We start from the raw sequence: 24807 nt of genomic DNA on the forward strand, positions 1-24807 counted from the left end.
TAAGCGCAAAACTCCAGGTCACGGCTTTGCTCAGCTCACAGGGCCACGACGGCGGCGCATTCCACCGGCACTCCGTTGAGGACCGCGTTGCCGGACAGCGGGTCGAGCAGGCTGCCGTCGAGGAGCTGGTTGACGTTGACGCCGGGGTCGACGGCGGCATGGCGGAGCCGGGTGCCGGGGCGATCGTGGCCCCAGCCGTGCGGCAGGCTGACGACGCCCCGGCGCACTGCGTCGGTGACCTCCGCCGGGGCCGTGACCTCGCCTCCGGCGCCCTTGACCCGCACCGGCGCGCCGTCGCGCACGCCGAGCCGTTCGGCGTCCTCGGGGTGGATGTGCAGGGTGCAGCGGTTGGTGCCGCCGGTGAGGGCGGGCACGTTGTGCATCCAGCTGTTGTTGGACCGCAGATGCCGCCGCCCGACGAGGACGAGGCCGTCCGGCTCGCGCCGCAGTCCCTCGCGCAGGCGCGGGAGATCGTCGGCGATCGGCTGCGGGAGCAGTTCGATCCGTCCGCTGCGGGTCTTGAGCGGCTGGGGCAGCCGGGGGCGCAGCGGTCCGAGGTCGATGCCGTGCGGGGCGGCGAGCAGCCGGGCCAGGCCGAGGCCGTCCGGGCGGGCGCCGAAGCCGTCGCCGTAGGGGCCCAGGCGCAGCATCAGGTCGAGGCGGCGCTCGGGGCCGCTCTCGCCGACCAGTTGCGCGGCGAGTTCCCGGGGGTCGCGGCCGTGCACGGGCGAGTGCGCTTCGGTGACGGCCTTGCCGAGGGTCTGGCCGATGACGAGGTCGTCGACGGCCGACGGGTCCGCGCCGTGCATGCCGGTCGCGACGAGGATCAGCCGGGCGAGGATCTCGGTCTCGGCCATCCGGCCCGGCTCCAGCGGGACGGCCGCGCGGTTGTAGCGGACCTGGTTGCGGACGGCGAGGGTGTTGAAGGCGAAGTCGTGGTGCGGGCTCTGCGAGGGCGGCGGCGGGGGCAGCACGACGTCGGCGTGGCGGGAGGTCTCGTTGAGGTAGGGGTCGACGCTGACCATGAAGTCGAGCGAGTCGAGCGCCTTGTCGAGCCGGTCGCCGTCCGGGGCGGACAGCACGGGGTTGGCGGCGACGGCGATGAGCGCGCGGACCGGTTCGCCCTCCGGGGTCGCGGTGTCGATCTCCTCGGCGAGCGCGGACAGCGGCAGCTCGCCCTTGGCCTCGGGGTGCCCGCTGACCCGGGAGCGCCAGCGGGCGAGCCGGAAGCCGTGGCCGGGGCCGGCGGGGCGGGGGGTGCGGTCGGTGGCGGCCTGCGGGAAGAGCGCGCCGCCGGGCCGGTCCAGGTTGCCGGTGAGGATGTTGAGGACGTCGACGAGCCAGCTGGCGAGGGTGCCGTAGGGGACCGTGCAGCTGCCGATGCGGCCGTAGACGGCGGCCGTGGGGGCGGCGGCGAGTTCGCGGGCCAGGGTGCGGATGAGCCCGGCGTCCACGTCACAGGCGGCGCTGACCGCCTCAGGGGTGAAGTCCCGTACGGACTCGGCGAGTTCGTCGAGGCCTTCGACGTGCGGGGCCAGCTCCCCGAGGTCCACCAGGCTTTCCTCGAACAGCGTGTGCGCCATCGCGGCGAGGAGCAGCGCGTCGGTGCCCGGCCGGATCGGGATGTGCCGGTCGGCGAGCTTGGCGGTGCGGGTGCGGCGCGGGTCGATGACGGTGAGGGCGCCGCCGCGGGCCTTGAGCGCCTTGAGCTTGCCGGGGAAGTCGGGGGCGGTGCACAGGCTCCCGTTGGATTCCAGGGGGTTGGCGCCGATGAGGAGGAGATGGTCGGTGTGGTCGAGGTCCGGCACCGGGATCGCGAGGGCGTCGCCGAAGAGCAGTCCGCTGGAGACGTGCTTGGGCATCTGGTCGACGGTGGAGGCGGTGAAGAGGCTGCGGGTGCCGAGGCCGGCGATCAGGAGAGTCGGGTAGAGCGCGCCGGCCATGGTGTGCACGTTGGGGTTGCCGAGGACGACGCCGACGGAGTTCGCCCCGTACCGCTCGACGGCCGGCCGGATCCCGGCGGCCACGGCGTCGAAGGCCTCCGCCCAGGTGGCCTCGCACAGCTCGCCGTCCCGGCGCACGAGGGGTGTGCGGAGCCGGTCGGGGTCCGCGTCGACGGCGCCGAAGGAGGCGCCCTTGGGGCAGATGAAGCCCTTGCTGAAGACGTCCTCGCGGTCGCCGCGGGCGCCGGTGACCTTGGTCCCCTCGATGGTGAGCGTCAGCCCGCAGGTGGCCTCGCACAGGGGGCAGATTCGCAGAGCGGTGCGGGACACGGGTCCTCCTGGAGCGGCGGCAACGATGACGCACGGACTGCGACCGAGCATACCGACCGGTACGCAGGCAGGGGAGGGCCTCGGGGCGACCCCTCAGTCCAGCACCCGCGCCAGATACGACCGCAGCAGTACGCGCGTCTCGTCGATCACCTTGGCGTCGCCCTCCGGATCCACCCGGAAGGCCAGGTGGACGAGGGTGTCGGCGGTCTCCACGGCGATCAGGAAGGTGCGGCGCAGATCGTCGTCGGGCGCACGGACGAGATAGTCGGAGAGCAGGGTGGTGAGGCGGTCGGCGACGCGGTGGTTGGGCTCGGCGTGCCGGGCGCCGACCGGGATCTGGTTGCCGAAGTCGACGAGGGAGAACCCGGGCGCGGTGCGCTTCATGGCCAGGTACTCGTCCAGCACGGCGTCCATGGCGGCCCGCCAGTCCCCCCGGCGGGCCCCCTTGAGCCGCTCGGTCACGCGCTCGGAGTAGTGCTCGAGGTTGCGCTGCGCGAGCGCGTCGGCCATCTGCCGCTTGTTGCCGAAGAAGCGGTAGACGGAGCCGATGGGGACGCCGGCGCGCTCGGCGACGGCGCGGGTGCTCAGGGCGTCGTAGCCGACCTCGTCCAGCAGGTCGGCGCAGGCGTCGAGAATCCTGGTCAGCCGTTCGGCACTGCGCCGCTGCACGGGCGCACGACGGAGAGATGTCGCTTGGGGCACGGGCCTCATGATGCCTTTCCCCCGCGGCCAGGTGAACCTCGCCCCCGGGTACGGAGAAAGATGCCTGATGCACCCATCGGGACGGCTCGGCAGGTCGGGCGAAGTCGGCAGCGCCCCAAAGGGGCGCGAGGAACTGCGCGACCAGCCCCGACGGCGCCGCAGCAGAACGACGGCACATCGCGGCACGTCCAGCGGAGCGCATCGCGGGCGGGGCGCTCAGGACGCCGGCTCGGACGCCGTGACGTCCGCCGTGCTCTGCACCGGCTTGCCGTCCACCGCCCACACCGTGCCGTCGTCCGCGTACAGCCGGGCGGTGACCTGGTGCGTGCCGTGCGGGAGGTAGCCGGCCGGGATGCGGTAGGCCGGGGTGCGCAGGTCGGCGACCGGCGTGTCGTCCACGAAGAGCCGGGCGACGCCCTGGCCGTGCACCGCCGTCGGCTCGGCCCCGGCGGCGGGGGTGAACCGGAAGTTCTCCACCTTCAGGCGGACGTCCCAGCTGCCGTCGGCCTCGGGCTCCACCTCGACGCCGACCTCGGGCGCCCCCTTCTGCTCCACCTCACGGTAGTGCCGGCCTTCGCCGTCCGTGTCCTTCAGGACCTTGCCCACGGGCGACGGGGTGACCGACGCCGCGGTCGTCACCTCCGGCCCCTCCTGGGCGTCACTGGTGCCACAGCCCGCGGATCCGGTCAGCAGCACGACACAGACCGCGGCCACGGCAAGGCTTCCGCGCGTCCACGACATGCGGGGGAGCGTAGAACAACGGACCGGCGCGCGAATCCCCCTGGGGTCTGGTTCCGGCCGTCTTGATCGTCCTCCAGGAGGAGGACCGCCGCACCTCTTGCACCCGGGAAAACGCAATCCTACGGTGATACATAGGAATCAGGGATCAGGAGTCGGAGAGTGGGGCGAGCATGAGCAGCGGGGACGCACGCAAGACGGCCGAGGGGTTGGGCTATCTCTCGGGGTTCGGCAACGAGCACGCCTCCGAGGCCGTCCCGGGCGCCCTGCCCGACGGCCGCAACTCGCCGCAGCGCGCCCCTCTCGGCCTGTACGCGGAGCAGCTCAGCGGCGCCGCGTTCACCGAGCCGCGCGCCCACAACCGCCGCTCGTGGCTGTACCGGATCCGCCCGTCGGCCGCGCACCCGGCGTTCACCCGCGTCGAGAACGGCGCGATCCGCACCGGCCCCTTCGCCGAGACCGTCCCCGACCCCAACCGGCTGCGCTGGAACCCGCTGCCCGAGCCCCCCGCGGGCACGGACTTCCTGGCCGGCCTGTGGACCCTGGGCGGCAACGGCGACGCCGCCCAGCGCGCCGGGATGGCCGTGCACCTCTACCACGCGAACACGTCCATGGAGCGCGTCCTCGGCGACGCGGACGGCGAGCTGCTGATCGTCCCCGAGCGCGGCGGGCTGCTGCTGCGCACGGAGTTCGGGCTGCTGCACGCCGAGCCGGGCGAGGTCGCGCTGATCCCGCGCGGGGTCCGCTTCCGCGTCGACCTGCTGGACGCCTCCGCGCGCGGCTACGTCTGCGAGAACTACGGCGCCCCGTTCCGCCTGCCCGACCTCGGCCCGATCGGCGCCAACGGCCTGGCCAACCCCCGCGACTTCCGGGCGCCGGTGGCCGCGTACGAGGACGTCGAGGGTCCGGTGGAGGTGGTCAACAAGTTCTGCGGCCGGCTCTGGAGCGCGACGTACGACCACTCCCCGCTGGACGTCGTCGCCTGGCACGGCACCCATGTGCCCTACGTCTACGACCTGCGCCGCTTCAACGTCATCGGGAGCATCTCCTACGACCACCCGGACCCGTCGATCTTCACGGTGCTGACGTCGCCGACCGACACCCCGGGTCTGGCCGGCGTCGACTTCGTGGTGTTCGCCCCGCGCTGGCTGGTCGGCGAGGACACCTTTCGGCCGCCGTACTTCCACCGGAACGTGATGAGCGAGTACATGGGCCTGATCGAGGGCGCGTACGACGCGAAGACGGCCGGAGAGGGGGGTTTCGTGCCGGGCGGCGGCTCGCTGCACAACATGATGTCCGCGCACGGCCCGGACCGGGAGACGTTCGACCGGGCGAGCGCCGCCGAGCTGAAGCCGCAGCGGATCGACGACGGGCTGGCGTTCATGTTCGAGACGCGCTGGCCCATCGCCCTCACCCCGCAGGCAGCCGGGGCGGACTGTCTGCAACCGCGCTACGACGACGTGTGGCAGGGCCTGGAACGCCACTTCCGCCCGGCCGGCTTCCCCCCGTCCGACGGCTCATTGCACTGAACGTTCCCGACCGGTACGGATAGCCCCGTGACCTCCTTCGCGCCGGACTCGATCGTCCTCACCCGCAAGCTGCCGCTGTGGTACCAGGTGTCGCAGTCGCTGCGCGCCTCGATACTCGGCCGCTCGCCCCGGGACCCGCTCCGGCTGCCCACCGAGGAGCAGTTGGCGGGGCACTACGGGGTGAGCGTGCTGACCATGCGACAGGCGCTGAAGGAGTTGGAGGACGAGGGGCTGATCACCCGGCACCGCCGCCGCGGCACGTTCATCGAGCCGACCGCGCAGCGCGGCGCCCCGGTCCGGCTGCTCGGCTCGGTCGACGCGATCGTGGCCCAGCAGTCCGGCATGGCGACCCGGCTCCTCGACCACGGCCGGGCGCCCGTCCCCGCCGAACTCGCCGAGCACTTCCCGGAGCTGGCCGAGGTGGCCACCTATCACCGGCTCAGAAGCGACGAGAAGACGGGCGAGCCGACCAACCACGCCCGCAACTACGTCCGTCCGGAACTCGCCGCCCGGATCGACCCCGACGACCTGGTGCGCTGGCCCATGACGAAGGTGCTGCGGGACGTCCTGGGCGCGGACATCGGCCGGATCACGGACACGGTCGAGGCGCGGCTGGCGGACCCGGAGACGGCCCGGCTGCTCCGGGTCCCGCTGCTGAGCCCGATCCTGCACTACACGGGCGTCACCTACGACGCGGGCGGCCGGGTCCTCGACGCGGCCGTCATCCACTACCGGGGCGACCGGTTCTCCTTCACCGTCACGCTCGACGCGACCTGACCGGCCGGGTGCGAGCCGTCGTACGATGCCCGGCGTGACGCCCGACGACGCTCCGCCGCTGGCGGACCTCATGCCGTGGTCCGTCGCACCGCCACGGCTCGGCCGGGGGTGGCCGACGGACCCCGACCCGGCCTCCCTGAAAGCCCGCTGGGACGCCCTGCTGAAGGCCGAGGGGCCGGACCGCGAGGCCCTGTTCGAGCCGACGCGCTCCCGCACCCTGCACACGGCGGTGGGGCAGCTGCCCGGCCGGTCCGGCGGCACCGAGAAGCTGGTCCGCGCCTCGGGCCCCTGCCCGGAGCCGGTACGGGTGCTGGCCGCGCCCTTCGACGAGCAGTGGCTCATCCCCGACCACCGTCTCATCGACGCGGCCCGCCCGGAGCTGTGGCGGGTGGCGGACGACGCACAGGTGTTCGTGGTCGAGACCCCGGACCCGCCGGACCGGCCGCTGCTGGCGACCTCCCTGCTCCCGCTGCTGCGCCCGGGCCGGATCCGCCCGCTCTACCGGCGGCCGGGCGGCAGGGAGCCGAACCTCGCGCCGGGCCTGCCGGCCTTCCTCGCCGGCCTGGGCCACTCCCCCGATCCGGTGGACTTCCTGGCCTGGACCCTGACGGCCGTCCGCCCCGATCTCACCGTCCCGCTCACCCGGGATCGCGAACTCTGGGCGCGCGGCGTCGAGATCGGCCACCGCGCCCTGTGGCTGCTGCGCCGGCACGGCGAGCGCCCCAAGCTCCCCGGCGGCCGCCGCCCGTACGTCCGCGCCCCGCTCCCGGCCCGCCCCCTCACCCTGCTCTACGACCGGGACGAGGAGACCCTGCACCTGGACGAGGGCCGCGTCTCCCCCGTCCCGCCCGAGGCCTGGGACTTCGGGACGGGACCGGGCGGCCGGGTGCTGGAACAGTGGTTCGCGGCCCGGACGGCGGAGCACGCCGAGCCGGGCACGCTGGCCGCGATCCGCCCGACGGCCTGGCGGCAGCCGTGGACCTCCGAACTCCTGGAGCTCATCACGGTGTTGGCGCTGCTGGCGGAAGTCGGCGCACAGCAGGCCGAGTTGAAGGTGACGGACCCGGTCACGGCGGCGGAGCTGCGCGCGGCGGGCGTCCTGCCGGTCCCGGAGGCGGCCCGGCACCCGGCGACGGTCCTGGACCACCACGAGGAGGGCCCGGAGGGCCAGTTCGCCCTGCTCTAGAGCCTACGAGCGAATCGACGGGGTGTGTCGGTGACCTCGAGCGCCCCCACCGCTGCCGGGCGGAGTGGGGGCGTGAAGGGGGGAGAGGGGAGACGTTCCCGCGCTCGGGGAGCACACCGAAGCATTGCCGCGTGCCGTGGGGATGACGGACGACGAGATCGCAGCACTGCGCCGGGACGGTGTGGCCGCCTGAGCGCGGGACTCAGTACGTGAAGACGCGCCGGTCGGTCAGTGCTTGCCGCCGAACAGCGTGCGGCGCAGTCGGCGCAGGGGGGCGAAGAGCGAGACGCGGCTCATGCGCGCCGTCCTCGAACTGTGGTCGCGCACGGGCTCACGCGCGGTCAGCTCCCGCATCAGCGAAGTCGCCTCGACCGTCTCCCGCTGCGGTATGGCGGGGCCCGCCAGCACCGAGAGATGGCGGTCGAGGCGCGAACTGGTCGCGCTGCTCCCGCAAGTGATCGCAGGGACCCTCGCCCTGCTGTGCATCGTTATCTGTTCCATGTCACTCCCCACCCGTACGAGTCCACCCGGCCCGGGCAGGGTAACCCTATCGCCCCGTCGCGGCACACATGTATCGAGCTCACAGGATTCACCTTCCCCATAAGGGGGTTGACGACTCCTCTCCGATCACTCTCCGAATCCGACCGATTTCAGGGTGAGTTGGACAATCGGCTGCGTGGTGGGCTGCGGCGAGCCACCGTCGGGCTCGACGGTCACAGCGAGTGATGTCGCCGCCTTGTCGAGGCCGGTGGCGACCAGGGGCGTGTCGCCGTCGAAGAGCCCGAGGGAGCGCGGTTGCGCGTTGGGGCGCATGAGCCACAGCTGATGCGCCTGTCCGGTGGGCAGGTCGCCGTATCCGCTCAGGGTGACGATCGCCTCCCCCTCCGATGCGGAAGCGATCACTCCGATATTTCTGCCCTGCGCGTCCTTCCCACCGCTCGCCCGCGCGTCCGGAGCTGCGAGAACGTGGGCGATGTCACGTGCCTGGGCACGCTCCGCGGTCAGCTGGTCCTGGGTCCGGTTCGCCTGGACGGCGAAGAGCCCGGCGACGACGAGCGCCGCCGCGGCCGTCGCCGTCGCGAACGGCACGAAGAACGGACGGCGCGTACGGGGCGCATGGGGCGCACGGGAGCGTCCGGGCGGCGGCTGCGTGCCCCAGACGTGCGGCGGCAGTTGCGGCTCGTGCTCGCGCACCGGCGCCCGCGACTGCTCCTGCGGAGTCCTCTGGACGGCGGCCAGCACCCGGTCGCGCATCGCGGCCGGCGGCGGGGCGGCCGCGGACCAGGCGAGCCGGACGGCGTCCTCGGCCATCGCCCGCACCTCGACGGAGCAACGGTCGCAGCCCTTGAGGTGCTTCTCGAAGCGGCGGCGTTCGTCGCCCTCGAGCGCGTCGAGCGCGTAGGGGGCGGCCAGCGAGTGCAGGTCCTCCCGGCGGAACAGACCGAGCACACTCATGCGGCACCTCCCAGGCAGTCGCGCAGCCGGGTGAGTCCGTCACGCATCCGTGTCTTCACCGTACCCAGCGGCAGCTTGAGCCGGTCGGCCACCTCACGGTAGGTGTATCCGTCGTAGTAGGCGAGGGTGACGGACTGGCGCTGAAGCGCCGTCAGCCGGTCGAGGCAGCGGCGGACCAGCTCGCGTTCCAGACCGGCCTCGACCTCCTCCGTCACCTGGTCGAAGGCGGGGTCGTGGTAGCGCCGGGCCTCGCGCTGCTCGCGGTCCACGGCCGCCCGGGCGCTGCGCACCCGGTCGACGGCCCGCCGGTGCGCGAGGGTGAGGATCCAGGAGAGTGCGCTGCCCCGACGCGGGTCGAAGCGGCCGGCGGAGCGCCAAGCCTCCAGGAGCACCTCCTGGGCGACCTCCTCCGACTGCGCGGGATCCCTGACCACCCGGCGCACCAGCCCGAACACCGGCCCGGACACCAGTACGTAGAGCCGTTCGAATGCCTGGTGGTCGCCTCCCGCCACGAGCACCAGCAGCTCGTCCGCCTCCATGCGGTCCCCCTCTCTGCGGCCACCACAGCCGGGCCGCCCCGTCACACCAGGCATTCGCAACGAACACACCTCCGGATGGGGGGTACGGATATGAAGGCCGAAAACGCGGGTGAGCAGGAAAGAAAAAGTTTTTCGGCTTCGACCAATCCGAACCCGCCCTTCGCTCCGTATCACTGTCCGTCAGGCAAGTTGGATCAGAGGACGGACGGCATGACAGCTATCTCCAGGAGCGGCAACCGACGCAAGAGCGTCGCGACCCTTGTATGCGGCGCGCTGGCCGCCGGAGGGCTCGCAGCCGCCGGCGTCGCCACGCTGGGGCCGGGGGCGGCCTACGCCTCCAGCCACCGTGAGGCCCCTCTCATCTCCGGTACACCGCAGTACGACAACACGGACGTGTACGCCTTCGTCAGCCCGGACCACGCGGACACCACGACGATCGTCGCCAACTGGATACCCTTCGAGGAGCCGGCCGGCGGCCCCAACTTCTTCCCCTTCGCCGAGGACGCGCAGTACGACCTCAACATCGACAACAACGGTGACGCGAAGGAAGACCTGGTCTTCCGCTACACCTTCAAGACGCACACGAAGAACAAGAAGACCTTCCTCTACAACACCGGCGTCGTCGAGAGCCTGGACGACCCCGACCTGAACATCACGCAGACGTACGACCTCGAGCTCATCAAGTTGAAGAAGGGCAAGGTCGAACACGAGACCAAACTCGCGGACGATGTGCCGGTGGCGCCGTCCAACGTGGGCAAGGCCTCGATGCCGAACTACAAGAAGCTGCGCGACGAGGCGATCTACAAGCTCTCCAGCGGCGCCAAGACCTTCGCGGGCCAGGCCGACGACCCGTTCTTCCTCGACCTGCGCGTCTTCGACCTGCTGTACGGCGGCGACCTCTCCGAGGTCGGCAACGACACGCTCAAGGGCTACAACGTCAACTCGATCGCGCTGCAGGTCCCGAGCGACATGATCGCGGAGTCGAAGCACCAGCCGATCGTCGGCATCTGGTCGACCACCCAGCGCGAGAACGCCAAGGGCAAGTACGAGCAGGTCTCCCGTCTGGGCATGCCGCTGGTCAACGAGGTCGTCAACCCGATCAAGGACAAGGACAAGTTCAACGCGTCCGAGCCCAAGGACGACGCCCAGTTCCTGAAGAACGTCACCAACCCCGAGCTGCCGAAGCTCATCGAGGCGATCTTCAAGATCAAGGCGCCGGCCGAGCCGCGCAACGACCTCGTCGACGTGTTCCTCAAGGGCGTCAAGGGCCTCAACCAGCCGCCCTACGTGACGCCGTCCGAGGAACTGCGCCTCAACACCTCGATCAAGCCGGTCTCCAGCCCCAAGCGACTCGGCGTCCTCGACGGTGACACCGCGGGCTTCCCGAACGGCCGCCGTCTCACCGACGACGTGATCGACGTCTCGCTGCAGGTCGTCGAGGGCGAGCTGCTCGGCACGAAGAACGACCTGGGCGACGCGGTCGACAAGAACGACAAGGAATTCGAGAAGGCCTTCCCGTACGTGGCCCTGCCCACCGAGGGTTCGCGCGGCGCGACCGCCAAGACCGACGCGGCCACCCGCAGTGCGCTCGGTGACGCCCTCGGCGACTCGAGCAACACCGCCCTCATCGCCTCGTCCGCCGGCGCCGGCGCCGCGGGCATCCTCCTCATCGGCGGCGGCCTGATGTGGTGGCGCGGGCGGCGGCGGGCCTACTAGGCCCTCCCCCTGAGCGGGCCGGGGAGAATCCTGCGCTCCCCGGCCTTGCCCCACAGACTGGCGCGGCCCGCGTACTCATCCCCCACGGCGCGGGCCGCGCCACCCTCGTATGAGCAGGCTGATCAACCCCAGGCGACCTAGGAGAGGGCATGTCCGCGCGGACGAACGACGGCCGGCCGGAGCACGAGGACGACTCCGTCACGAAGCACGCGACCGAGGCACAGGCCGAGGCCGATGCGGCGAAGCCCGCAGACGCCACGACCGCGGGGACCGCGGGCGCGGAGCCGACAGAGGCCGCGTGCACGGAGACGGCGGGCGGGGAGCCCTCCGGGACCGCGGACGCCGAGGCCGGAAACGTCGCAGGCGCGGAGACGGCGGGCTCAGAGCCCGCTGCGGCCGCGGACGCGGAGCCGGCAGGGGGCGCGAGCACGGAGGCCGTCGACTTCGCGGGCACGCAGCCCGCAGAAGCCGCAGGCCCCGAGACCGCTGGGACCGCGAGGGCGGAGGCCCCGGCGGACGGCGAGACGACGGGAACCGGTGCCGACTCGGACGCCGAAGCCGCTGCGGCCGGCGCGGACACGGCCGCTGCCGCTGCCCTTGACGACGAGCGCATCGCCGCCGTCCGGCGGGTGGGTGCCGCGGGACGCCGTTGGCGTGGGGTGCAACTCGGGGCGTGTGCGGCCATGCTGGCCGTCGCGCTCACCGCCGGGGCGATCGCGATCGGCGCGGTGCGGGACGGACAGAACGTGCCGGTCGTGACGGCCGCGGCGGTCTCCCCCGGACTGCTCGCCAGCGGTGACCTCGACTCCGGCATCACCGCACTGCAGGCCCATCTCCGCGCCCAGCCGAAGGACTTCGGCGGCTGGGCCACGCTCGGACTCGCCTACGTCGAGCAGGCCCGCACCAAGGGCGACCCCTCCCGCTACCCGCAGGCCGAGCAGGCCCTGAAGCGCTCCCTCTCGCTGCGCTCGGACAACGACCAGGCCCTCGCCGGCCAGGCCGCGCTCGCCGCCGCACGCCACGACTTCGCGAACGCCCTCGCGCTCGCCGACCGGGCGCTGAAGCTGAACCCGTACAACGAACGCGCCCTGTGCTCCCGCATCGACGCCCTCGTCGAACTCGGCCGCTACGACGACGCCGAGGCAGCCGTGAACACGGCCGACGACCGGCGACCGGGCATCCCGGTGTTCACCCGCTACGCGTACGTGCACGAACTGCGCGGCGACGTCGACACCGCCCGCCGGGTCCTGGACAAGGCGCTCGCCGCGTCGACCACCCCGGGCGACATCGCCTACGTCGCCAGTCAGCTCGGCCAACTCGCCTGGAACCAGGGCGACTACGCCACCGCGCTCACCCACTACGCCCGCGCGCTCGCCGCCGACGAGAACTACCTCCCCGCACTGGAGGGCCGCGCCCGCGCCCAGGCCGCGAGCGGTCAGCAGGCCGAGGCGATCAAGGGGCTGGAGCTCATCGTCGCCCGCTACCCGCTCCCCGGCCCGCTCGTCGAACTCGGCGAGCTGTACGAGGCCCGGGGCGGCGAGGGCGACCGGGCGAAGGCCGCGGACCAGTACGTCCTCGTCGACGCCTGGACGGCCATCGCGCGGGCCAACGGCGTCAACGCCGACCTCGACACCGCGCTCGCCGCCGCCGACCACGGCGACAAGGCGACGGCACTGCGCGCGGCCCGCGACGACTGGTCGCGCCGGCACACCGTGCACACGGCGGACGCCCTCGCCTGGGCCCTGCACGTCAACGGCAAGGACGCCGAGGCCCTCGCCCACGCCCGGCAGGCCACGGCCACCGGCTACCGCAACGCGTCCTTCCTCTACCACCGCGGGGTGATCGAGAAGGCCACCGGTCATCCCGCCGACGCCCGTACCCACCTCTCCGCCGCCCTGAAGCTGAACCCCGGCTTCTCACAGCTCGGCGCCGGCGCGGCCCGTACGGCTCTCAAGACGCTGGAGGCGAGCAAGTGATTTCCCGTCGTCTGCTCGCCTCCTGCGCGGCCGTGTTCACGGCCGGCTGCGCGCTCGTGCTGGTTCCTTCCGCCAGCGCGAGCGCGCACCCCCTCGGCAACTTCACCGTCAACCGCTACGACGGTCTCGTCGCCGCCCCCGGACAGCTCCGTATCGACCACGTCGAGGACCTCGCCGAGATCCCGGCGACCCAGGCCAAGCCGGACCTCGAACGGCTCGGGATGACCGAGTGGGCCCGGCAGCGGTGCGCGACGGCCGCGAGCGGCAGCAAGCTCACCGTCGACGGCCGTGCCGTCACCCTCACGGCGGGCACGAGCAAGGCCACGGTGCGTCCGGGACAGGCCGGGCTCGACACCCTGCGCGTGGAGTGCCGGCTGACCGCGCCGCTCCCCGACGAGGAGTCGATCACCCTCGGCTTCCACAGCGAGGGGGCCGACGGCGGACCGGGCTGGCGGGAGATCACCGCCCGCGGCGACCGGATGACGCTCACCGACTCCGATGTGCCGCAGAAGTCGCTCTCGGACGAACTGACGGCCTATCCGCAGGAGTTGCTCTCCTCCCCCGCGGACACCGCGACCGCGTCCGTGCAGGTGCGGCCCGGCGGCGCGGCCCTGGTCGAGGAGGACCGGGACGCGCCGGCCGCCTCCGTGCTGCCGCGCGGCGCCGACCGCTGGACCCGGGCGCTGGACAACCTGGTCGCCCGGCAGGACCTCACCGTCGGCTTCGCCGCGCTGGCGCTGCTGATCGCCGTGTTCCTCGGCGCGATGCACGCGGTCGCGCCGGGCCACGGCAAGACCATCATGGCCGCGACGGCGGCCGCCCGGGGCGGCAAGGCCCGGATGAAGGACGTCCTCCCGCTGGCCGCCTCCGTCACCATCACGCACACCCTGGGCGTCGTCGCCCTCGGTCTTCTCGTGACCGCCGGTTCGGCCGCCGCGCCCTCGGTGATCGCGTGGCTGGGGCTGGCGAGCGGTGCGCTGGTGCTCGCCGCGGGCGCGACCCTCGCCCTGCGGGCCTGGCGCGGCCGCGGCCCGGACACCCCGCACACCCACCCGCACGGCGACCACCCGCACCCCCATCCCCACGGCGACCACCCGCACGAGCCGGCGAAGACCCCCGATCGTCAACTCGCTCTCGTCGGCGCCCCCACCTCGCACAGCCATTCCCCTCACGCCCACGAGCCCAGCCATGACCACGATCACGGCCACACGCACGGGCACGACCACGACCACGGGCACACGCACGACCACGATCACGAACACCACCACGATCACGACCACGCCCACTCGCACGGCCACCGCCGTACCCACACCCACACCCACGGCGGCCGCACCCACACCCACGCCGTCGCCCCCACGATGCGCGGCACGATCCTGCTCGGGTTCGCCGGAGGCATGGTCCCCAGTCCGTCCGCCGTGGTCGTCCTGGTCGGCGCCGCCGCGCTCGGCCAGGCCTGGTTCGGGCTGCTGCTCGTCGTCGCGTACGGCGTCGGGCTCGCGCTGACCCTCACCGCCGCCGGGTTCGCCGTCGTCAGGCTGGGTGCGCAGGCGACCCGGCTGCTGGACCGTCAGCCGCGCTGGACGACCCACCCGGTCGTGACGCTCGTCCGGCGCAATGTGCCCCTGTGGTCCGCGTTCCTCGTCGTCGCCCTCGGCGCGGGACTCGTGCTCAAGGGGGCCGCATCCGTACTCGGCTGAGCTACGTTTGTGAGGTTGCGGAGGTTTTCGCCCGGATACGAAGAGCGAAATGGGGGCGCGGTGTCCGAAGAATCGGGCAGTGAACGTCTGATCGCGGGCCGCTACCGCCTGCTGACCCCGCTCGGCGAGGGCGGCATGGGCGTGGTCTGGCGGGCCCGTGACGAGGTGCTGCACCGCGAGGTCGCCGTCAAGGAGGTGCGCGCCCCGGCCGGGCTGCCGGCCTCGGACGTCGAGCGGATGTACGCGCGGCTGGAGCGCGAGGCCTGGGCCGCGGCCCGGGTCGCGAACCGGAATGTCGTGACGGTGTTCGACGTGGCCCAGCAGGACGGCCGGCCGTGGATCGTCATGGAGATCGTGCGCGGGATCTCGCTCGCCGAGCTGCTGGACTCGGAAGGGCCGCTCGAACCGGCGCGGGTCGCGCACATCGGGGCCGAGGTGCTGTCCGCGCTGCGGGCCGCGCACGAGGCCGGAGTGCTGCACCGGGACGTGAAGCCGGCGAACGTGCTGATGTCGAACGACGGCCGGGTGGTGCTCACCGACTTCGGCATCGCGACCGTCGAGGGCACCTCGGCGCTGACCATGACCGGCGAGGTCATCGGCTCCCCCGAGTTCCTCGCGCCGGAGCGCGCGCTGGGGCGTACGCCGGGGCCCGAGTCGGACCTGTGGTCGCTGGGCGTGCTGCTGTACGCGGCGGTCGAGGGCAACTCCCCCTTCCGGTACGACACCCCGCTGAGCACGCTGCGCGCGATCGTGGACGAGGAGCTCCCGCCGCCGCACCGGGCCGGGCCGCTCGCGCCCGTCATCGAGGGCCTGTTGCGCAAGGATCCGGCCGAGCGGCTGCCCGCCGACCGGGCCGAGGAGGATCTGCGGCTGATCGCCGCGGGCGGCGACCCCCGGGCGGGCTCGACGCGCGTGGCGCCGTACGCGCCGTATTCGCCGACGGTCGCGACGCCCGCCGAGCCGCTGCGCCCGGGGCCGCCGACTCCGACCCCGTCCCAGTCGCAGCCGCAGCAGCCCTGGGCGACCACCCCCACCGGCTCTCCGCCGGGTTCCCCGACGACGTCCACGTCGTCGCCGCCGCATCGCAACCGGCGCGCCGGCGTGATGCTCGTCGCGGGTGTGGTCGTGGTGGCGCTGGCGGTCGCCGGGCTGACGTACGGGCTGCTGAACCGCGACTCCGACAACGGCGCGGGCGGTACCGGCGGGGTCACCAACAGCGGTACGGACACCGTGAGTTCGCCCGCGGCGCAGCCGTCGGCGAACGAGGACACCGGCAAGCCGTCGAGCCCCGAGCCGAGCGAGAGCGAAAGCTCCGAAGCCCCGAAGCAGACCGTCGCGGTCACCGTCAGCGGCGCGCACACGGACTACGCCGGCGACTGTCCGCCCGAGGACGCCGACGCGCCCGCGTTCACCGCGACGATCAAGGTGGGGCAGCTGCCCGCGACGGTGTCCTACCGCTGGGTGTCGAAGGACGGCGAGCTCTCCGGGCAGACCTGGAAGACGCTGGAGTTCCCGTCGGGCGGGGGCCGGTCCAAGACGGACAAGGTGATCCTGTCGACGTACGCGGAGAGCGGGACGTACCAGAACTCGATCGCCGTCGAGGTGCGCGATCCGGTGAAGGTGACGTCCAACTCGGTGCCGTTCTCGGTCACTTGTGAGACGGAGGCCCCGTCGGACGGAGCCTCCCCCTCCTCCTCGCCGTCGGAGTGACGGCTCAGGCCGCGCTGTTCAGGACCGGCAGGTAGCCACCCGACTGACCGGATGCGGTCGGGTGGTAGGACTCGCCGATGTTCAGCCAGTTGAGGCTGTGCAGCCAGGAGCTGCCGGAGCAGATCTCATGGCCGCTGAACGGGGTGCGGACGTCGCCGAAGGCGAACCCGTGGGCCGCCGCGCGCTGGGCGACGGCGGCGTCGAGGTAGTCAGCCGCGCTGTTGATGGCGGAGCGCTTGGTCTCGGACAGGCCCAGGCAGACCGTGCCGAGCTTGTAGAAGCGGGGGTAGCCGATGACGACCACCTGCGCGTTGGGCGCCTTGGCGACGATGGCCGAGTAGACGGTGTCGAGTTTCCCGGGGAGCGTCGAGTCGACGTAGGCGCGGGCCGTGTCGATGCGGGACAGGCAGGTGCTGTCGGAGCCGGTGACGCAGGTGGTCATGACGTCGGCGAAGCCCGCGTCGTTGCCGCCGACGGTGATCGAGACGAGGCCGGTGGCGGAGTTCAGACCGCCGAGCTGGTTCGCCAGCACATCACCCGTCCGGGCGCCCGAGCAGGCCGCGAAGGTGAACGAGGCTGGTGCGTGGGCGGCGTTCCAGAGGTACGGGAACGCCTTGGTGCTGCGCTTGCAGTCGCCGCTGGAGCTGATGTAGCTGCCCGCGCCGACGCCGGAGGAGTAGGAGTCGCCGAGCGCCACGTAGCCGCCGGTCGCGGCGAGTGGGGACGCCTGGGCCGCGGTCGCCCCGGTGAGGGCTGCGCCGGCGGCGAGGAGGAGTGAGCTGACGAATACGACAAGTCGGGAACGTCTCATGGAACCTCCCTTTAGCAGGGTCTCTGCCATAACCGTGGTAGCAACTACGCGTGTTGACGGGAAGTGTTCATGCCAAGACTTTTCATCGCCTACCGGAATCGTTCAGCGACCGTTTCCGCTCATCTCGTTACGTGCACATGTCAATGTTGTTGACAACCCCTCAGCTCCCTTGTCTTTGCCCGCAGATGACGGAAGCTTTACCTCGACCGAGAACGGAACGCGACGCTCGCGGTCGTGTGCGCAACCGCGCGCACTCCCCCACAGCGTGCGCCCGACCCAGGCGCACGCGGCCTAGAGGAGGACTCCCTCGTTATGGCGCAACTGCGTAGCAACAAGGTCCGGATAACCGCCGCCGCCACCGTGGCGGCCGCCGCTCTCGTCGGCGGGCTCACCGCACTCCCCGCCCAGGCCGCCCCGGCCGAGGGCAAGGTGCTCGCGGCCGGCTCCCCCACCGCCGTCAAGGACAGCTACATCGTCACCCTGAAGCCGCAGGCGGGCTTCAAGGCGTCCTCGGCGACCGGCAAGGACCTCATCAAGGAGTACGGCGGCACGGTCGACAAGACGTTCGGCGCCGCGCTGAACGGCTACACCGCCACCCTCTCCGCCGCCGAGGCGCGCAGACTCGCCGCGGACCCGGCGGTGGCCGTCGTCGAGCAGAACCAGACCGTCCAGGTCACCGACACCACGCAGTCGAGCGCCCCCTGGGGCCTGGACCGCGTCGACCAGACGTCGCTCCCGCTGTCCGGCACGTACACGTACCCGGACACCGCGGGCACCGGCGTCACGGCGTACGTCATCGACACCGGAGTGCGCATCACCCACTCCCAGATCAGCGGCCGCGCCGCCTACGGCTACGACGCCGTCGACGGCGACACCACCGCCTCCGACGGCAACGGCCACGGCACCCACGTGGCCACCACGATCGCGGGCTCCACCTACGGCATCGCCAAGAAGGCGAAGATCGTGGCGGTCCGGGTGCTCAACAACGCCGGTTCCGGCACCACGGCGGGCGTCATCGCCGGCATCAACTGGGTGACCGCGAACCACTCCGGTCCCTCGGTCGCCAACATGTCGCTCGGCGGCGGCGCCTCCGCCACGCTGGACACGGCGGTCGCCAACTCGATCGCCAGCGGAGTGACCTACGCGGTCGCGGCGGGCAACAGCGCGGCCAACGCCTCCTCGTACTCCCCGGCCCGCGTCGCCAGCGCGATCACGGTCGGCGCCACCACCAGCACCGACGCCAGGGCCAGCTACTCCAACTACGGCTCGGTCCTGGACATCTTCGCCCCCGGCTCCTCCATCACCGCCGGCTGGTACACCAGCGACACCGCGACGAACACCATCTCGGGGACGTCGATGGCCACGCCGCACGTCGCGGGCGCGGCCGCGGTCTATCTGGCGGGCCACACCTCGGCCACCCCGGCCCAGGTCGCCACGGCCCTGACCGGCGGGGCCACCACCGGCAAGGTCACCAGCCCGGGCACCGGCTCGCCCAACCGGCTGCTGAAGATCGTCCCGTAACGCTTACGCAGCACTGAAACAGCTGTTCCCCGGAGGGTCCCCCACCTCCGGGGAACACTCGTTTCCCAAGCCTTCAACGGGACGCACCATTGTGTAACGGTCAAACGAACAAAATGGTGAGAGGAACACCAAGGGCTTGCCATCCGGGCGTAATCATCAATACCGTCATACATCTCACTCGCAGCGGACCGTCGGCAACGGCTCCAGGGGAGGGCTCAGGGACCGCGACGGCATCCGGGGCGAGAGCGCGGTAGGGGGGTGCCGTGCTCGGTGGCCACAGCGGCGACCGAGCCGTGCCGCGCGGTCGGCTGCCGTCTTTTCGCCGGTAGCCGGTCAGTTTTGCCGGCTCACCGGTGTGCGCGGAGGTCACTCCGGCATGCGGCGGAGAACCAGTCCGCCATGGGTGAGAAACCAACCCCCCTTTCGAACCGGACGTGGATTCGGGCCGCCCCCCAGGGGCGGGCGGCCCACCGGACGAGAGGGACAGACTCATGAGTTCCGTTCTGCAGCCGGCGACCTCGGGCCAGGATCTCGACAGCCCGTCGACCGTCGGCAAGTACCGGCCCATCTCCTCTCACCTGGCCATCGCGCCACCGGTGAGCGTGGTCATCCCCGCGATGAACGAGGCCGAGAACCTTCCGTACGTCTTCAAGACCCTGCCGGACTGGATCCACGAAGTGGTCCTGGTCGACGGCAACTCCACCGACGACACCGTCGCGGTCGCACGTGAGCTGTGGCCCGGCGTCAAGGTCGTCGGCCAGCAGGGCCGGGGCAAGGGCGACGCCCTGATCACCGGCTTCGAGGCGTGCACCGGCGACATCATCGTGATGGTCGACGCGGACGGCTCGGCCGACGGCAACGAGATCGTCAGTTATGTCTCCGCCCTCGTCTCGGGCGCGGACTTCGCCAAGGGCTCCCGCTTCGCCAACGGCGGCGGCACCGACGACATGACCTTCATACGCCGGCTCGGCAACGCGGTCCTGTGCGCCATCGTCAACCGCAAGTTCGGCGCCCGCTACACCGACCTGTGCTACGGCTACAACGCGTTCTGGCGGCACTGCCTGGACAAGATCGAGCTGGACTGCACCGGCTTCGAGATCGAGACCCTGATCAACATCCGGGTCGTCAAGGCCGGGCTGAAGGTGCAGGAGATACCCAGCCACGAGTATCTGCGCATCCACGGCGTCAGCAATCTGCGCGCCGTCCGCGACGGGCTGCGCGTGCTGCGGGTCATCCTCAAGGAGCGGTCCAACCGGCGTGCGCTGCGCCGGCTGACCCGCCGCTCGCCGATGCTCGACTCGGTCCGGGGAGAACTGTCTTGAGCTCGATCGACGTCTCCGTCGTCATCTGCGTGTACACCGAGGACCGCTGGGAGGACATCCTCGCGGCGGTCGCCTCGGTGCAGGCCCAGACCCACCCGGCCCTGGAGACCCTGGTCGTCGTCGACCACAACCCGACCCTCCTGGACCGGCTGCGCAGCGAGTACAAGGAGACCGACGGGGTGCGGGTGCTGCCCAACGCGGGCCCGCGCGGACTGTCGGCCGGCCGCAACACCGGCATCGCCGCCTCGCACGGCGAGGTCATCGCCTTCCTCGACGACGACGCCGTCGCCGAACGCGACTGGCTGCGGCGGTTCGCCGACCCGTACTCCGACCCCCGCGTCCTCGCCGTGGGCGGCCGGGCGGTGCCCGTCTGGTCCTCCGGACGGCGGCCCGACTGGTTCCCCGAGGAGTTCGACTGGGTGGTGGGCTGCTCCTACCGGGGGCTGCCGCCCGGCCGGGTCCGGGTGCGCAACATCCTCGGCGGCAACGCCTCCTTCCGGCGCACCGCGTTCGACTCCGTGGGCGGGTTCGCCACCGGCATCGGACGCGACGGCAGCAAACGCCCGATGGGCGGCGAGGAGACGGATCTGTGCATCCGGCTCACGCACGCGAGACCCGAGGCCGTCCTGCTGATGGACGACCGCGCGGTGATCCACCACAAGGTCCCCGAGGCGCGCGAGCACTTCGGGTACTTCCGCACCCGCACCTACGCCGAAGGCCTGTCCAAGGCGCTGGTCGCCCGCAGCGTCGGCGTCGACAAGGGCCTGGAGTCCGAACGCCGGTACGCCACCCGGGTGTTGCCGGCCGGAGTCCTGCGCGGACTGCGCGACCAGCTGCTGGCCCGGCGCGGCGGCGCCCGGCGGGCGGGCGCGATCGTCGCCGGGGTGCTGACGGCGGCCGGCGGGTACGCGGTCGGCAGCCTGCGCGCGCGGCGGCAGGGGACGACGTTCGCCGTGGTCCCGATCATCCTCGACGAGGACGAAGCGGAGCGGGCCGGATGACCGAGGCACGCGTGCCGATCCTCATGTACCACTCGGTGGCCGCCGAACCGAACGACGCCACCCGCACGCTGTCGGTCGCGCCCGAGGCGTTCGCCGGACAGCTGGCGGCGATCGCGGAACGCGGTCTGACCCCGCTGACCACCGCCGACCTGGCGGCCCGCTGGCGGGCCGGCCGGCCGCTGCCGGACCGCCCGGTCCTGATCACCTTCGACGACGGCTACGAGGGCGTGCACCGGCACGCCCTCCCGGCGCTGGCGCGACACGGCTTCCCGGCCACCCTGTTCGTCTCCACCGGCTGGCTCCGGGGCGCCCATGACACCGGCGGCGGCCTGGACACCATGCTGGACTGGCGGCAGGTGCGCGAACTGGCGGACGCGGGCGTGGAGATCGGCGGCCACAGCCACAGCCACCCGCAGCTCGACCGGCTCGACGACGCCCGGCTGCACGCCGAACTGACCCGCTGCCGGGACATCGTCGCCGACGAACTGGGCGCCCTGCCCCTGTCGTTCGCCTACCCGTACGGCTACTCCAGCCGCCGGGTGCGGACCGCGGTGCGCGCACACGGGTTCGCCCAGGCGCTCGCCGTGGGCAACTCCCTCGCCCGCCGCGCCCAGGGACCGTTCGCCCTGCGCCGGGTGACGGTTCGGCGGACCACGGACGCCGCGGAGTTCGAACGACTGCTCGATGGTCGGGCGATCGCCCGTACGTTCGCCCGGGACCGGGCTCTCACCAAGGGGTACGCGATGGTGCGCAGGACCCGGCAACTCCAGCGGCCGGTCTGAGGGGTGGCCCCGGCGGAGCCCGTCGGGGCCGCTCACGACAGGCCCCGTCGAACAGACACAGCCGACACACGCGACACACCCGACACACCACGCGCACTGCGGAAACCGGGTGCAGAGGGCGTCCTCGTGCCGGATCATGGCGGCATGTCCGTACAGCCACACGACGCTCTGCCGATCCGGCTCACCGTGGACGACTCCGACTCCCCCTCCGATGTCGTCGACGCGCTGTTCCTCGGCCGCTTCGCGACGGGCGAGCAGCCGTACTCGCACGCGGCGAACATCGACCGCGTGCGCTCCGGCGCGACCCTGCTGCCGGCGCACGCCCGCGTCCTGCGCGTCGCGCGCGACGACGACCGCAGCGCCACCCTGGCCGAGGGCGACGGCTGGACGCTGCTGATCTCCCGCTGGAACCGCGGCGCCGACGTCACGGTCACGGCGACCACCCCCGAACTGGCCGCACAGGTGCTCGACGAGGCCACGGACGGCGCGGCGGACGAGCCGGAACCCCAGCCGGAGAACGTGACCATGGGCTTCTGGTACGTCTCCCCGCGGCGCGGCCCGCACCGCACCACCCGGCAGATCTCCGCGGGCACCTGGGACGAGGTGCGCACCAACTACACCGCGCCCGTCGCCGACGCCATGGACCACCTGATGGGGACGACCCCCGAGGACATCGCGGGCCGGCTGCTCCTGCTGCACGGCCCGCCCGGCACCGGCAAGACCTCCGCACTGCGCACGCTGGCCCGGTCCTGGCGGGAGTGGTGCCAGGTGGACTGCGTCCTGGACCCCGAGCGGCTCTTCTCCGACGTCGGCTATCTGATGGACATCGCGATCGGCGAGGAGGACGGCACGGGCAAGGGCCGCTGGCGGCTGCTGCTCCTGGAGGACTGCGACGAACTGATCCGCGGCGAGGCCAAGCACACCGCGGGTCAGGCCCTGTCCCGGCTGCTGAACCTCACCGACGGCCTCCTCGGCCAGGGCCGCAATGTGCTGGTCGGGGTCACCACCAACGAGGACCTGGAGCGCCTCCACCCCGCCGTCGTGCGCCCCGGCCGCTGTCTGGCCCGGATCGAGGTCGGCCCGCTGACCCGGCGGGAGGCGGTGGACTGGCTGGGCACCGAGGAGGGCGTCGGCCGCGAGGGCGCCACCCTGGCCGAGCTGTACGCACTGCGCCGGGGCGTCTCGCCCACCTCGCTGCCGGAGCCGCGGGGCGGGGCGGACGCGGGGCTGTACCTCTGAGTCGGCCCCCGGGCACGGCGGGTGTTTTCATGGAGGTATGACGCTGTACGTGGGCACGTCCGGCTGGCAGTACAAGGACTGGAAGGGCGTCCTGTACCCGGCCGACGTGCCCGCGCGGCGGTGGCTGGAGGAGTACGCGGCGCAGTTCGCCACCGTCGAGGTCAACAACGCGTTCTACCGGCTGCCGTCGCGGGAGAACTTCGCGTCCTGGGCGGAGCGCGTCCCGCCGGACTTCGTGGTCGCCGTGAAGGCGAGCCGCTATCTGACCCACGTCAAGCGGCTGCACGACCCCGAGGAGCCGGTGCACCGGCTGATGGCCCACGCCGCCGGCCTCGGGAGCCGGCTCGGCCCGGTCCTCCTCCAGCTGCCGCCGACCCTGCACGCCGATCCCGGGCTCCTGGACGCCTGTCTGTCCTGCTTCCCGGCGGGCACCCGCGTCGCGGTGGAGCCACGGCACGACTCCTGGTGGATCCCCGAGGTCCGGCAGGTCCTGCGGTCCCGGGGCGCGGCCCTGTGCTGGGCCGACGCCCAGGCCCGCCCCCTCACACCGCTGTGGCGGACGGCCGACTGGGGATACCTCCGCTTCCACGAGGGCCGCGCCGAGCCATGGCCGCGCTACGGCCACCGCTCCCTGAAGACCTGGCTCGACCGCATCGCGACGACCTGGGCCGACGGCGGTGACGTGTACGCGTACTTCAACAACGACCCGGGCGGCGCGGCCGTGGGCGACGCGGCCCTCTTCGGAAGAACGGCCGAGCGAGCCGGCCGAACAACCACCCGCACCCCACACGCCCTAGCCACCCGCAACTGACCACGCCACGGACGCGGGCGTGCCACGCACGGCTACGCCGTTGCTGTCGGCCGCCGACTCCCCCGCCCACCTCGCCGCCGACGGCTGCTCACGCCACGGCCCCGGGGCGCGCCACGCACGGCTACGGCGTCGCCGTCCACCGCCGACTCCCCCACGCGCGCCCTCGCCGCCCCCGGCTGATCACCCCACGGACGCGGGGTCCGCCACGCACGGCTACGGCCTTGCCGTCGGTCGCCCACTCCCCGCCCACCTAGCCACCCACGGCTGCTCACGCCTCGGACGCGGGGGGGGGCCACGCACGACTACGGCGTCGCCGTCGTTCGCCGACTCCCCCGCTCACCTCGCGCCCCGGCTGATCACGCCGGGGACCCAGCGTGTGCCACGCACGGCTGCGGCGTCGCCGTCGTTCGCCCACTCCCCCGCCCACCTCACCGCCCACGGCTGCTCACGCCACGGACCCGGGGCGCGCCATGCACGGTTGCGGCGTCGCCGTCCGCCGCCGACTCCCCCACGCGCGCCCTCGCCGCCCCCGGCTGATCACCCCACGGACGCGGGGTGCGCCACCCACGGTTGCGGCCTTGGCGTCGGTCGTCGGCTCACCCGCTCGCCTCGCCGCTCGCGGCTGTTCACTGCTCGTAGGCCGCTCGTAGGGCGTCGCGGGCGGCGGCCGTCGCCTGCTCCTCGGTGAGGCCCAGTCGCCGTGCCCGCTCGGCGTAGGCCTGCGCGGCGGCCGCGGCCTCCCGCTCGGCCGCCGAGCCCGCCGCGGCGACGAACGTGCCGTTGCGCCCCCGGGTCTCGATCACCCCGTCCGCCTCCAGCGCCCGGTACGCCTTGGCGACGGTGTTCGCGGCGAGGCCGAGCGACTCGGCCAGCCCCCGCACCGTCGGCAGCCGGTACCCGACCGGCAGCGCGCCCGACCGCGCCTGCCCGGCGATCTGCGCCCGCACCTGTTCGTACGGCGCGGCACTGTCATCGATGTGGATCTTCAAGGTCACGGCCCGATTCTCCCGCACCCGCCGGAA

General features: G+C 72.6%; 21 protein-coding genes. 13 read left to right on the forward strand and 8 right to left on the reverse strand.

All coding sequences use genetic code 11. The annotated features are described in order from the left end of the window. Window positions 1–35 precede the first annotated feature (35 nt). The 3 genes from ACWCPF_RS23665 to ACWCPF_RS23675 form a co-directional block, all read right to left on the reverse strand. Window positions 36–2273, reverse strand: a complete 2238-nt coding sequence (locus ACWCPF_RS23665; RefSeq protein WP_451047048.1) for a molybdopterin oxidoreductase family protein — start codon at window positions 2271–2273, stop codon at window positions 36–38. 93 nt (window positions 2274–2366) lie between these two features. Further along, a complete protein-coding gene (locus ACWCPF_RS23670) occupies window positions 2367–2984 on the reverse strand; it encodes a TetR family transcriptional regulator (protein WP_451047049.1) in 618 nt (205 codons plus the stop codon). 207 nt (window positions 2985–3191) lie between these two features. Then, window positions 3192–3716 (reverse strand): hypothetical protein, encoded by a 525-nt coding sequence (locus tag ACWCPF_RS23675; protein ID WP_451047050.1) that lies wholly within the window; start codon window positions 3714–3716, stop codon window positions 3192–3194. A 170-nt stretch (window positions 3717–3886) separates the two neighbouring features. Between ACWCPF_RS23675 and hmgA the strand changes: the two genes are divergently transcribed. From hmgA to ACWCPF_RS23690, 3 genes are read left to right on the forward strand one after another with little or no spacing between them, the layout of a single operon-like run. Further along, on the forward strand, window positions 3887–5242 hold the full coding sequence (hmgA, locus tag ACWCPF_RS23680) for a homogentisate 1,2-dioxygenase (protein WP_451047051.1): 1356 nt from the start codon (window positions 3887–3889) through the stop codon (window positions 5240–5242). A gap of 27 nt (window positions 5243–5269) precedes the next feature. Further along, window positions 5270–6019 carry a GntR family transcriptional regulator gene (locus ACWCPF_RS23685; RefSeq protein ID WP_451047052.1) on the forward strand — a complete coding sequence of 250 codons (750 nt, stop codon included), beginning with the start codon at window positions 5270–5272 and terminating at the stop codon, window positions 6017–6019. Window positions 6020–6044: 25 nt separating this feature from the next. Then, the gene (locus ACWCPF_RS23690; RefSeq protein ID WP_451047053.1) at window positions 6045–7205 is read left to right on the forward strand and encodes a type ISP restriction/modification enzyme; all 1161 of its coding nucleotides are present in this window, start codon (window positions 6045–6047) and stop codon (window positions 7203–7205) included. A 228-nt stretch (window positions 7206–7433) separates the two neighbouring features. On the opposite strand, the gene ACWCPF_RS23695 is transcribed toward ACWCPF_RS23690, so the two are convergent. From ACWCPF_RS23695 to ACWCPF_RS23705, 3 genes are all read right to left on the reverse strand, one after another. Beyond that, window positions 7434–7706 (reverse strand): hypothetical protein, encoded by a 273-nt coding sequence (locus ACWCPF_RS23695; protein WP_351914273.1) that lies wholly within the window; start codon window positions 7704–7706, stop codon window positions 7434–7436. Between the two features lie 126 nt (window positions 7707–7832). Continuing rightward, a complete protein-coding gene (locus ACWCPF_RS23700) occupies window positions 7833–8660 on the reverse strand; it encodes an anti-sigma factor (protein ID WP_451047054.1) in 828 nt (275 codons plus the stop codon). Continuing rightward, a complete protein-coding gene (locus ACWCPF_RS23705) occupies window positions 8657–9199 on the reverse strand; it encodes a sigma-70 family RNA polymerase sigma factor (RefSeq protein WP_451047055.1) in 543 nt (180 codons plus the stop codon). The genes ACWCPF_RS23700 and ACWCPF_RS23705 overlap by 4 nt, the downstream gene beginning before the upstream one ends. A gap of 210 nt (window positions 9200–9409) precedes the next feature. Here ACWCPF_RS23705 and ACWCPF_RS23710 point away from each other — a divergent pair, with 210 nt between their 5' ends. From ACWCPF_RS23710 to ACWCPF_RS23725, 4 genes are all read left to right on the forward strand, one after another. Beyond that, window positions 9410–10915, forward strand: coding sequence for a DUF4331 domain-containing protein (locus ACWCPF_RS23710; RefSeq protein ID WP_451047056.1), 1506 nt, complete (start codon window positions 9410–9412; stop codon window positions 10913–10915). 149 nt (window positions 10916–11064) lie between these two features. Then, window positions 11065–12891, forward strand: coding sequence for a tetratricopeptide repeat protein (locus ACWCPF_RS23715; protein ID WP_451047057.1), 1827 nt, complete (start codon window positions 11065–11067; stop codon window positions 12889–12891). Further along, the gene (locus tag ACWCPF_RS23720) at window positions 12888–14588 is read left to right on the forward strand and encodes an urease accessory protein UreH domain-containing protein (RefSeq protein WP_451047058.1); all 1701 of its coding nucleotides are present in this window, start codon (window positions 12888–12890) and stop codon (window positions 14586–14588) included. Before ACWCPF_RS23715 ends, ACWCPF_RS23720 begins: the two co-directional genes overlap by 4 nt. 60 nt (window positions 14589–14648) lie before the next feature. Beyond that, the gene (locus tag ACWCPF_RS23725; RefSeq protein WP_451047059.1) at window positions 14649–16298 is read left to right on the forward strand and encodes a serine/threonine-protein kinase; all 1650 of its coding nucleotides are present in this window, start codon (window positions 14649–14651) and stop codon (window positions 16296–16298) included. Between the two features lie 4 nt (window positions 16299–16302). Here ACWCPF_RS23725 and ACWCPF_RS23730 read toward each other — a convergent pair whose 3' ends face one another. Next, complete coding sequence (locus ACWCPF_RS23730; protein WP_451047060.1) at window positions 16303–17109, reverse strand: SGNH/GDSL hydrolase family protein; 807 nt, start codon at window positions 17107–17109, stop codon at window positions 16303–16305. A 312-nt stretch (window positions 17110–17421) separates the two neighbouring features. Between ACWCPF_RS23730 and ACWCPF_RS23735 the strand changes: the two genes are divergently transcribed. The 6 genes from ACWCPF_RS23735 to ACWCPF_RS23760 all read left to right on the forward strand — a co-directional run bounded on the left by ACWCPF_RS23735 (window position 17422) and on the right by ACWCPF_RS23760 (window position 23785). Beyond that, window positions 17422–18630, forward strand: a complete 1209-nt coding sequence (locus ACWCPF_RS23735; RefSeq protein WP_451047061.1) for a S8 family peptidase — start codon at window positions 17422–17424, stop codon at window positions 18628–18630. A gap of 491 nt (window positions 18631–19121) precedes the next feature. After that, window positions 19122–19952: a glycosyltransferase family 2 protein gene (locus tag ACWCPF_RS23740; RefSeq protein WP_451047062.1), complete on the forward strand. Its 831-nt coding sequence runs from the start codon at window positions 19122–19124 to the stop codon at window positions 19950–19952. Further along, complete coding sequence (locus ACWCPF_RS23745) at window positions 19949–20953, forward strand: glycosyltransferase family 2 protein (protein ID WP_451047063.1); 1005 nt, start codon at window positions 19949–19951, stop codon at window positions 20951–20953. The genes ACWCPF_RS23740 and ACWCPF_RS23745 overlap by 4 nt, the downstream gene beginning before the upstream one ends. Next, complete coding sequence (locus ACWCPF_RS23750) at window positions 20950–21735, forward strand: polysaccharide deacetylase family protein (protein WP_451047064.1); 786 nt, start codon at window positions 20950–20952, stop codon at window positions 21733–21735. Before ACWCPF_RS23745 ends, ACWCPF_RS23750 begins: the two co-directional genes overlap by 4 nt. A gap of 144 nt (window positions 21736–21879) precedes the next feature. Beyond that, window positions 21880–22974 (forward strand): DUF5925 domain-containing protein, encoded by a 1095-nt coding sequence (locus ACWCPF_RS23755; RefSeq protein WP_451047065.1) that lies wholly within the window; start codon window positions 21880–21882, stop codon window positions 22972–22974. 37 nt (window positions 22975–23011) lie between these two features. Continuing rightward, window positions 23012–23785 carry a DUF72 domain-containing protein gene (locus ACWCPF_RS23760; protein ID WP_451047066.1) on the forward strand — a complete coding sequence of 258 codons (774 nt, stop codon included), beginning with the start codon at window positions 23012–23014 and terminating at the stop codon, window positions 23783–23785. A gap of 626 nt (window positions 23786–24411) precedes the next feature. Here ACWCPF_RS23760 and ACWCPF_RS23765 read toward each other — a convergent pair. Then, the gene (locus tag ACWCPF_RS23765; RefSeq protein WP_451047067.1) at window positions 24412–24780 is read right to left on the reverse strand and encodes a GntR family transcriptional regulator; all 369 of its coding nucleotides are present in this window, start codon (window positions 24778–24780) and stop codon (window positions 24412–24414) included. Window positions 24781–24807: the final 27 nt, after the last annotated feature.

The organism is Streptomyces sp. NPDC001858, from assembly GCF_053594615.1.